The sequence below is a fragment of the Tabrizicola sp. genome (genome assembly GCF_051645465.1).
Classification (GTDB): domain Bacteria; phylum Pseudomonadota; class Alphaproteobacteria; order Rhodobacterales; family Rhodobacteraceae; genus Tabrizicola.
The window spans coordinates 25,946-36,175 of sequence record NZ_JBOFBI010000327.1; the positions used below are offsets into that span (position 1 = coordinate 25,946).

At 65.1% G+C, this 10,230-nt stretch carries 9 protein-coding genes; 5 read left to right on the top strand and 4 right to left on the bottom strand.

From position 1 onward, the window contains the following. The first annotated feature begins 36 nt into the window (after positions 1 to 36). Positions 37 to 969, top strand: coding sequence for an MBL fold metallo-hydrolase (locus tag ACRCSW_RS21195; protein ID WP_438707640.1), 933 nt, complete (start codon positions 37 to 39; stop codon positions 967 to 969). A 137-nt stretch (positions 970 to 1,106) separates the two neighbouring features. Beyond that, positions 1,107 to 2,054 carry a 1-phosphofructokinase family hexose kinase gene (locus tag ACRCSW_RS21200; RefSeq protein ID WP_438707641.1) on the top strand — a complete coding sequence of 316 codons (948 nt, stop codon included), beginning with the start codon at positions 1,107 to 1,109 and terminating at the stop codon, positions 2,052 to 2,054. Between the two features lie 4 nt (positions 2,055 to 2,058). Here ACRCSW_RS21200 and ACRCSW_RS21205 read toward each other — a convergent pair whose 3' ends face one another. From ACRCSW_RS21205 to ACRCSW_RS21215, 3 genes are all read right to left on the bottom strand, one after another. Then, complete coding sequence (locus ACRCSW_RS21205) at positions 2,059 to 2,997, bottom strand: endonuclease/exonuclease/phosphatase family protein (RefSeq protein WP_438707642.1); 939 nt, start codon at positions 2,995 to 2,997, stop codon at positions 2,059 to 2,061. A 100-nt stretch (positions 2,998 to 3,097) separates the two neighbouring features. Continuing rightward, a complete protein-coding gene (locus ACRCSW_RS21210; RefSeq protein ID WP_438707643.1) occupies positions 3,098 to 3,478 on the bottom strand; it encodes an antibiotic biosynthesis monooxygenase in 381 nt (126 codons plus the stop codon). Continuing rightward, positions 3,471 to 5,135: an NAD+ synthase gene (locus ACRCSW_RS21215; protein WP_438707644.1), complete on the bottom strand. Its 1,665-nt coding sequence runs from the start codon at positions 5,133 to 5,135 to the stop codon at positions 3,471 to 3,473. Before ACRCSW_RS21215 ends, ACRCSW_RS21210 begins: the two co-directional genes overlap by 8 nt. Before the next feature lie 134 nt (positions 5,136 to 5,269). Here ACRCSW_RS21215 and ACRCSW_RS21220 point away from each other — a divergent pair, with 134 nt between their 5' ends. The 3 genes from ACRCSW_RS21220 (at position 5,270) to zapE (ending at position 9,306) form a co-directional block, all read left to right on the top strand. Then, positions 5,270 to 6,769 (top strand): 2-isopropylmalate synthase, encoded by a 1,500-nt coding sequence (locus ACRCSW_RS21220; protein WP_438707645.1) that lies wholly within the window; start codon positions 5,270 to 5,272, stop codon positions 6,767 to 6,769. Between the two features lie 188 nt (positions 6,770 to 6,957). Continuing rightward, on the top strand, positions 6,958 to 7,968 hold the full coding sequence (locus ACRCSW_RS21225; protein WP_438707646.1) for a hypothetical protein: 1,011 nt from the start codon (positions 6,958 to 6,960) through the stop codon (positions 7,966 to 7,968). Positions 7,969 to 8,226: 258 nt separating this feature from the next. Next, on the top strand, positions 8,227 to 9,306 hold the full coding sequence (zapE, locus tag ACRCSW_RS21230; protein ID WP_438707647.1) for a cell division protein ZapE: 1,080 nt from the start codon (positions 8,227 to 8,229) through the stop codon (positions 9,304 to 9,306). Here the strand turns inward: zapE and ACRCSW_RS21235 are convergent. Further along, positions 9,303 to 10,067: a TSUP family transporter gene (locus tag ACRCSW_RS21235; protein WP_438707648.1), complete on the bottom strand. Its 765-nt coding sequence runs from the start codon at positions 10,065 to 10,067 to the stop codon at positions 9,303 to 9,305. The two genes, zapE and ACRCSW_RS21235, sit on opposite strands and share 4 nt — an antisense overlap. Positions 10,068 to 10,230 lie beyond the last annotated feature (163 nt).

Genomic DNA, 10,230 nt, shown 5'->3' on the forward strand with positions numbered 1-10,230 from the left:
CCCTATCCTTCGCTCATCCAACCGAAGGAGGATCCCATGACCAGCCTATCCCGCCGTCAGGCGCTTGCTGCCGCTGCTGCCATTCCCTTCGCCGCCGCCCTTGCCCCTCGCGCTGTCCAGGCCCGCGTCGACTTTCAGGGGTCGGGCTTCGCGCCCTATCACCGCTTCGTGCTTGGCGACTTCGAGGTGACAACCCTTCTCGCCGGGACTAGGGCAGGCGACAAGCCGCAGGAAACCTTCGGCCTGAACGCCACGCCCGAAGAGTTTGCCGCCCTCTCCGCCGCAAACTTCATTCCCGCAGACATGTCCCAAGGGTTCTTCACACCCACCCTGGTGAACACCGGGACGGAACTCGTGCTCTTCGATACGGGCCTTGCCGCAGAAGGCACGCTTGCCGCTCTGACGGCCGCCGGGATCACGCCGGACCAGGTCGATATCGTTGTGATCACCCACATGCATGGCGACCACGTCGGCGGGCTCATGGGCGCGGACGGCACCACCCCCACTTTCGCCAATGCCCGCTACTTCACCGGATCGGTCGAGCACAACTACTGGTCAACCGCCGGGAACGAAGGCTTCGACAAGAACGTGAAGCCGCTGACCGACAAGTTCACCTTCCTCGATGACGGCGGCAGCCCGGCCCAGGGGATCACCGCGATGGCCGCCTTCGGTCACTCGCCCGGTCACATGGTCTATCAGGTGGCCTCGAGCAACGAGCGTCTCATGATCACCGCCGATACCGCGAACCATTATGTCTGGTCGCTGCAGAAGCCCGACTGGGAAGTCCGCTTCGACATGGACAAGCCCGCAGCGGCGACCGTGCGCAAGCAGGTCTTCGGGATGATCGCCGCCGACCGCATACCCTTCATCGGCTACCACATGCCCTACCCCGCCATCGGCTATATCGAAGCGATGGGCGATGGCTTCCGCTATGTCCCCGCGAGCTACCAGCTGATGCTGAACGGCTGAGGCCCTGGACCAAATTCCTTAAGTAAGGAATTTGCCAAAATTCTTGAGTAAGAATTTTGCCCCCGGCCTGACCGTCGGGGGTATGTTCCATTTCGCGTGGAAGCCTCTATGATAGCGGTAACACGAACAGGTGCCGCATGACCCAAAGCCCCATCCTTACCCTCACGCTCAACCCAGCACTCGACATGGCGACCGAAGTGCATGAGCTGATCCCCGGCCACAAGCTCCGCTGCTCGGAACCGCTCCTCGATCCCGGCGGTGGCGGCCTGAACGTCAGCCGCGCGATCAAGGCGCTTGGCGGTGACAGCCTGGCGCTTGTCGCCATCGGCGGGCTGACGGGCGACCGCCTGGCCGGGCTGATCCGGGCCGGCGGGGTGACCTTCCTCTCCATCCTCGGCCCCGGCGAAACCCGCCAGTCGCTGACGGTGAACGAGGCCACGACCGGCAAGCAGTACCGCTTCATGCTGCCCGGTCCCCTCTGGGGCGAGGCGGAGCGCGCCCGCGTCTTCACCCTTCTCCGTGCCACCGCGCGGCCCGGCGGTCTGTCGGTCATCTCCGGCAGCCAGCCCCCCGGGGTGCCGGTCGACTTCCCGGCGCAGCTTGCGGCGTCGATGCCCGAAAGCCGCATCGTGCTTGATACCTCCGGGTCCACCCTCACCGAAGCCGTCCGCCACCCGATCCCGGACCTCGACGTCCTGCGGATGGATGGTGAGGAAGGCGAAGGCCTTGCCGGTCGCCCCCTTGCGACGCGGGAAGAGACTGCCGAGTTCGCCCAGTCGCTTGTCCGCTCGGGCGTGGCCAAGACGGTGATCGTGGCCCGCGGCGCCGAAGGCAACGTGCTTGCCGACAAGGACAGCCGCCTCTTCGCCAAGGCCGCAAAGGTTCGCGTCAAGTCCACCGTCGGCGCGGGAGACAGCTTCGTCGCGGCCTTCGTCCTCGCCCTCTCGCGCGGCCAGTCGAACGCCGAGGCGCTTGCCATCGGCTCTGCCGCCGCATCGGCTGCGGTCATGACCGACGCAACCCAGCTTTGCCGCCCCGAGGATGTGATGCGGCTGCTGCCGGAGTGTGTTGTGAGCAAGGTCTAGGCGGCTAGAACGCGATTTCGGCCACCACTGCCCGGTGATCGGACGGCCACGGCATGACCACGATGTCGCTTCTCGGCCCGTCTTCGCCGACAATCGCCGCTTCAGTAACCGACACGCCCTCGCCTCGGACCAGCACAAAGTCGATCCGGTCAGGATGGTCATCCGTCGCCGTCTCCTCATAGGACGGCGTCCACGTATAAGCGGGCTTGGCCACCGGATCGGGATGAACGGCGCGGTAGGCATCGATGAAACCCGCGTCGACAAGCCGCCCCGTCGTCGGCCACTTCACAGCGACCGGATGCTGCCCAGCCGCGACCGCTTCCGGCGTCCAATCATGGACCGACGGCTCGTTGAAATCCCCGGTCACGACCACGACCGTCGCGTCCGCCGCCTGCGCCATGTCGGCCATGAGCAGGTCAAGCGCCGGACCTCGCGTTTCGGTGGCGAACTTCACCGCCTCCGCTTCCGTCGTGATGAAGGGCGCCGGACCGTATTCGATGTTCAGAAGCTGATAGGGCTGGTAGGGCTCGTCATCCAGATGGATGTTGAACAGCCAGACCGTCTTCCCGTTCACATCCAGAGGCACCCCCAGATCATTCGCCGACGCCGCCCCGATCGGATACCGCGAGATCACCGCGTTCGCCCAAAGCGCACCATTCTGGGCCGTCTGATCATAGACATACCAGCCCAGCGCCTCGGCCAGCGCCGGGGCAATGCTGTCGCCGACGGCCGGACAGCTTTCCGCCGTGCAGGGGTCGCTTTCCAGCCGCGTCTCCTGCAGGCCCACCACATCGGCCCCTGCGGCCTTTATCGCGGCCAGGGTCTCTTCGATCCCCTTGCCCTCGTTCGCGCCGCCACCCCAGATGTTGTAGCTCATCACCCGCAGGGTTTCCGCCCCCGCCGGAGCAGCGCAAAGCGCCAGAATGCTCGCAAAACGGATCATCTCCACCTCCCCAGCTCGGATGAGAGAAGGTTAACGCAGGCATGGTCACGGGGCGATGACACGGCGACTTACCACCCCAGAGTGGGCAATACCGCGCAGCTTACCGACTGAATCCCGCAACCGGTCCGCCTGCGTGGAACACCCTGTCCGCAAGCCCCATGCGGTCGATCCAGTCCTGCATCGCCTTGGTCACCGGGCCGTACAGGTCGATCCGCTCCAACTCTGCCACCGCCCGGAACGCCGCCATTTCCGGCCAGCCCATGGCCAGATCGTGGTGCCCGACCCACGCCTCCGCATCGCGGTAGCGCACGACCGCCCGGCCATCGTCCGCGCCCTCGGGACAGAAGAAGCGATACTCCAGTACCCCCGGATGCCCTTCGGCCTCGACCCGTCGTGCCAAGGCGTTCACTGCCACCACGAACGCCTCGCGCCCCGACAAGAGCCGGTAGAGGTTGACGACAGTGATCGCCTGATCAGGCACCGCTGTCGTCCCGCCAGCGCATGGCGATGGGATAGCGGCGGTCGAGCCAGAAGGCCTTTTGCGTCAGCCGCACCCCCGGAGCCGCCTGGAAGCGCTTGTACTCGGCCAGATACAGCAGGTGCTCGACCTTCTTCACCACAGCCCGCTCGAACCCGAGGTCCACGATCTCGGCCACCGACATTTCCTTCTCCACCAGGCATTCCAGGATCGCGTCCAGCACCTCATAGGGCGGCAGGCTGTCGTCGTCGCGCTGGTTCGCCCGCAGCTCGGCCGAAGGCGGCTTCTCGATGATCCGCGCCGGGATCACCTCATCCGCCGGGCCCTTCATCCAGGGCCGGTGGTTCTCGTTCCGCCACTTCGCGGTCAGGAACATGCGGGTCTTGTACATGTCCTTGACCGGGTTATAGCCCCCGTTCATGTCGCCGTAGATCGTGCAGTACCCAACCGCCATCTCGCTTTTGTTGCCGGTCGTCAGAAGCATCTCGCCGAACTTGTTCGACAGCGCCATCAGCATGACGCCCCTGAGCCGCGACTGGATGTTCTCTTCCGTGATCCCCGGCTCCGTCCCCGCAAACAAAGGCCCCAAAGCCTCGCCGACCGCCGTCTGAGCCCCCGAGATCGGCACCGTGTCCAACCGACAACCCAGCGCGCGCGCGGCGGCCGAGGCATCCTCCAGCGAATGCGCACTGGTGAACTCCGACGGCAGCATCACGCAACGCACGTTCTCCGGCCCCAGCGCATCCACCGCCATGGCCGCGACAATCGCAGAATCGATCCCCCCCGAGAGCCCCAGCAGCGCGCGCGAAAACCCGCATTTCCGCATGTAATCGCCGAGACCCATCACGCAGGCCCGGTAGTCCGCCTCGCCGATGGGAGGAATCTCGCAGATCTCCCCCGGCTCAGCCCGCCACCCCTCCGGCCCACGCCGGAAGGTCGTCATCACCAAAGCTTCATCGAACTGCGGCAGCTGCGCCATCAGCCGACCGCCGGGGTTCAGCACCATCGAGGACCCGTCAAACACCTGGTCATCCTGCCCGCCCACCATGTTGAGGTAGACCAGCGGCAGCCCCGTCTCGACCACGCGGCTGACCATCAGGTTCAGCCGCAGATTGGGCTTCCCCCGGTGATAGGGCGAGCCGTTGGGGATCAGCAAAATCTCCGCCCCCGTCTCGGCCAGCGTCTCGGCCACGTCCGGATGCCAGGCGTCCTCGCAGATCGGCGTCCCGATCCGGACACCCTTGACCACATAGGGCCCGTGCACATCGGCCGAGGCAAAGACCCGCTTCTCATCGAAAACGGTATCGTTCGGCAGATGGTGCTTCAGGACGCGCGCATGAACCTTGCCGCCCTCCAGCACGTAGTAGCCGTTGTAAAGCTTGCCCCCCGCCCGCACCGGCCCGCCGATCCCAAGCGCCGGGCCATGCGCACAATCCAAAGCCAAAGCCTCGACCGCCGCGATCGCCGCGCTTACGAAGGCCGGCTTCAGGATCAGGTCCTGCGTCTGATAGCCGGTCACGAACATCTCGGTCAGCGCGACCATGTCGGCCCCCGCCGCACGGGCCTTTTTCCAGGCCCCGTGCGCCAAAGCGATATTCCCCGCGATGTCCCCCAGCACGGGGTTCAGCTGCGCCAGCATCAGTTTGAACGTGTCGGTCATCGTGCGCCCCCGGCTCTTCGGCCTTCCTTCTAGCAGACTGAGACGCAAGGAAAAGTGCTCAGCCCCCGCCCCACGGAAGCTTGTCACGTTGAAACGGCCCCCTTACCTTTCCCCGATCATCCGGGGATTCGTTCATGCGCCTGCCGACTGTCGCCCTCCTCGCTACCCTCCTCGCCCTCCCCGCCGCCGCGCAGGATGGCGAGGTCATCACCAAGCAGTACGACGACGGGTCCGTCTACGAAGGCACCTTCAAGAACGGCCGCCAGCACGGGACAGGCACCTACCGGCTGCCCTCGGGCTTCGAGTACACCGGCACATGGGTCGATGGCGACATCACCGGCAAGGGCACCGCGCGCTACCCCAACGGCTCGGTCTACGAAGGCGACTTCGTGAAGGGCCAGCCCGATGGCATCGGCAAGATCACCGCGCCCGACGGTCGCACGTATGACGGTATCTGGGTCCAGGGCCAGATGACCGGCCAGGGGATCGCCCGCTACGCCAATGGCGCGGTCTACGAAGGCGACTTCGTCAAGGGCACCCACAGCGGCAAAGGCAAGCTCACCAACCCCTCGGGCTATACCTACGAAGGCGACTGGGTGCTGGGCGTCAAGGAAGGCACCGGCAAGATCACCTACCCCGATGGCGCGACCTACGAGGGCTCGCTCGTCAAGGGCCAGCGGTCCGGCAAAGGCAGGCTTACGATGCCCGACGGCCTGATCTACCAGGGCGACTGGGCCGAAGGTCAGATCAACGGCAAGGGCATCCTCACCCAGCCGAACGGCGATGTCTACGAAGGCAGCTTCAAGGACGGCCTGCGCGAGGGCGAGGGGAAACTGACCCACAGTAACGGCGACATCTACTACGGCTCGTGGGTCAAGGACCGCCGCCAGGGCCAGGGCAGCTTCACCACCACCGACGGCTTCAAGTACGAAGGCGCCTGGGCCGATGGCCGGATGGAGGGTACCGGCTCGATCACCTATCCCGACGGGTCGGTCTATATCGGCGCGATGAAGGCCGACCAGCCGCACGGCCAGGGCGCCATCACCTATCCCGACGGCTCGACCTACCAGGGCAACTGGGAGGCGGGCGTGATCACCGGCGAGGGCCGTGCCACCTATCCCGACGGCAGGGTCTACGAGGGCGACTTCGTCAACGCCAAACCCCAGGGCGTGGGCACGATGACCTACCCCGACGGCTACCGCTACGAAGGCGACTGGATCGACGGCCAGCGCGAAGGCGTGGGCGCCGCCGTTTACGCCGACGGCAGCCTTTACAAGGGCACGTTCAAGGCGGGCCTCCGCAACGGCGACGGCGAGTTCTCGACGACCGACGGCTTCCGCTATGTCGGCGAATGGGTCGCAGGCCAGATCGAAGGCCAGGGCACGGCGACCTACCCCTCCGGCGATGTCTACGTCGGCGAGTTCAAGGCCGGCCGGCGCGAGGGGCTTGGCAAGCTCACCTATGCCGGCGGTGAAGTCGCCGAGGGCATCTGGCTGAACGGAGTCCTGACTGCGCCGCCCGAGGCTCCGGCGGAAGAGGCTCCTGCCGAAGGCGAGGCACCTGCGGAAGGGGCGGCGCCAGCGGAGCCCGCACCGGAGGCGACGCCCGAGCCGACTACCCCAGCGAACCCCTGAGTCGGCAGCAGTCCGCTCTGCCAGCACGGAACAAGGCGGCAGAGGACTGGCAACTTAGGCATTCCTTACTTGTTGCCTTCGCCTGAGCTTCAGTAGCTTGACGTACGATGTCTGTTGCAGGGTCGTAGCAAAAAGCTGCGACGCTAACTCGTCCCGACTCCCCAGCACTTCAAGCAAGAGGATTTTTCATGGACAGCATGGACTACAGCGACAAGTGGCTCGGCATCGCGGGCGGCGGCTTCAGCGGATCGGCGATCATCGGCGGCAGCGTCTATCAGTTGACAATGTGGAACATGGGCGGTGATCCGGTGCCGGTTCAGGCCCTCATCACTGGGGGCCGTATCGGAGTTTCGCTGCAAGTGGATGCCGGCCATGCCGTTTGTCTCCTGACCGGCGTCAAGAACTTGCGCGTCCAATCCAAGGTCGAATCCTCGGGGATCGATTGGGGTCTCAGTGTCGGCGCAAAGATCGACAGCTTGCTCAAAGGTTCGGGCGAACTCGTAAAGCTCGCCGCGAAGGGTGGAAATTGGGCTGGCCAAGAAGCGGCAAAAGCCATCGTACAAAAAGAGATGGGCGATCTGGATATCTTCTCAAAGACCAAAGCTGACTTCGTTCTTATTCCGACACCCGCCAGTGTCGGGATAGGTGCCGGGCTCTGGTATGAGTGGCAGACGATGCGGCCCGTGGGCGGCGATCAGACCTGGCGATACCTTAAGCCCAAATGGCGCGTGACCAGCAATGCGGGAAGGCTTTTGCTCCGGATGACCGACATTCCCGAACCGGACGGCACGCCCATTGTTCTGCGCGTACTCTTTGACCGTTTCGGCCCCGATACGACTGCCATCTGGTCCTCCAGCCAGCCCCATCGTTCTCTTCGATCCGGAAATCCGAACATTCTTGGCTATGTCTACGGCGGCAAGCTTTATCCTTCACAGCGCGCGGTCGGCGACCTTGATGACGGCATCGATTTGTCAGAGCGCGTCCAGATTGGCAGCGTGACGGGGTGGGGGGGGAACCGGTCAAGCGAAATCATGGTTGATCGGACCGTTGGTGTCAGTATTGCAGTAAGCGAAAACAGGTATGGCGACGTCACTTATGCCAACAACACTTTCCGGTGGAGGTCAAACAACTACATAAAGGTTCGCTTCAATTCACAGGGAAGCCCTGTCGGCGCCGAGGACCGGTACTGGATTCAGTAGCGGATACTGAACAAGCCCCCTGTCGTCGCCGAGGTGAAGGCATGTTGCGCCGGACGCGAGTCTGAGGGGCTGAACGCCCGCGACTTGACCAACCGCCCGTTGGGCCAAAACACTTAACAGACCCTTACCGACCTCATAACTCCTTGAAATCCCTTACACCCACGCAGTGTCCCCCCGTGGGACACTGCAGCGAGCCCCTTGCGCCCTCCCCCTTTCCCCGCTCTTCCCTTGCGCCCCGCCCCCGGCTAAGTCTCGGCCATGCGCCAGACCATGACCCAGATCTACGAGGCCCGCGTCGCCACCGGCACCCTCCGGGCCGACCCGGCGCAGCATGCCATCCTGCCCGAGCTTGAAGCCCTGCGGGTCTGGCTAGAGGCCAACACCGCCCGCCGCGTCGGCCTTTTCACCGGGCTCTTCGCCAAGCCGATCACCCCGCCGAAGGGCCTTTATCTCTGGGGCGGGGTCGGGCGTGGCAAGTCGATGCTCATGGACCTCTTCACTGATGCCACCGATATCGCCCAGAAGCGCCGCGTCCATTTCCACGCCTTCATGCAAGAGATCCACCGCGGCATGCACGAGGCCCGCAAACGCGGGGTCGAGGACGCGTTGGCCCCGGTGGCGGACGAGGTCATCGAGAACACCCGGCTCCTGGCCTTCGACGAGATGCAGATCACCGACATCACCGACGCGATGATCGTGGGGCGGCTCTTCGAAAAGCTCTTCGCCGCAGGGATCGTGGTCATCACCACCTCGAACCGCCCGCCGCAGGACCTCTACAAGGACGGCCTCAACCGCGTGCTGTTCCTGCCTTTCATCGAGATGATGGAAGACCGGCTGCAGATCGTGGAGCTGGAAAGCCCGACCGACTACCGCCAGCACCGCCTACAAGGCGCGCAGGTCTACTTCCACCCCGCCCGAACCGCCACCACCGAGATCGCCGCGATCTGGACCGACCTGACCGGCGGCGCCCCCGACCAGCCGCTGGTGCTGGAGGTGAACAGCCGCAAGGTCAGCCTGCCCCGCTTTGCGAATGGAGTGGGCCGGGCAAGCTTCTGGGACCTCTGCTCCAAACCCCTCGGCCCCGCCGATTACCTCGCCATCGCGAAAGCGGTCCGAGTGTTGATCCTCGAGGATATCCCCCAGCTCTCATCGGCCAACTACAATGAAGCCAAGCGCTTCGTCATCCTGATCGACGCTTTGTACGAGGCGAAGGTCCGGCTGATCGCGTCCGCCGCCGAGGCGCCAGAGCGGCTTTACATCGAGGGGGAAGGCTCGTTCGAGTTCGAGCGCACGGCCAGCCGGTTGCGCGAAATGCAAAGTGCGGGCTGGGGCGCCTAACCCGCGAAAGCCTGCCAGAGAAGCCGGATCGCCATTGCGGTCGAGGTCACCACCAGAAGCGGCTTGATCAGCCCCGCGCCGATCCGGATCGCCAGCCGTGCACCGAGGGCGGCCCCCGCGATCTGTGCCGCGGCCATCGCGAAGCCCATCGCCCACCAGGTGGCCCCGGCCGGAATGAAGACGATAAGGCTGCCGACGTTCGAGGCGAAGTTCAGCATCTTCGTGTGCGCCGTGGCCTTCAACACGCCGTAGCCCGCCAGAAGCACGAACCCCAGCATGAAGAACGAACCGGTCCCAGGCCCGAAGAACCCGTCATAGGCCGCGATCAGCGGCACTGCGGTCAGGGCAAAGACCTGCGGCCGCATCCGCTCGGCCCGGGCATCGTCGGTCAGGCCTGGCTTGAACGCAAAGAAGAGCGCCACGCCGATCAGCACCGCGGGCATGATCAGCCGCAATGCATCAGCCGGGATCAGATGAGCGACAAGCGCCCCTCCGGCCCCCGCGCCCGCGCTGATCGCCGCCATCCCAAGCTGATCCATCGGCCGCACATGCCCGGCCTTGGCATAGGCCAGCATGGCGGTTCCGGCCCCGAAGCTGCCTTGCAGCTTGTTCGTGGCCAGGGCCTCCACCGGCGAGGCCCCGGCCAGCAGGAGGGCGGGGACGGTGATCAGCCCGCCCCCGCCAGCAATGCTGTCGACAAACCCTGCGACGAACGCCGCGAGGATCAGGAGAACGGCAAGACTGGTGGCGACCTCAAACATCCGACGGCTTGTCGCTGCTTCCGGAAACGGGGGCAAGGGGGAGCCGCCTCGGGGGGCATCGAGCCCCCGCTCGGCGGCGCTGCCGCGGATGGTCGCCTTGTGGAGCGCGGGCGGTGAGGTCGGCTGCCTCCGGCGGGAGTATTTGAAAAAGAGCAGGCGCATT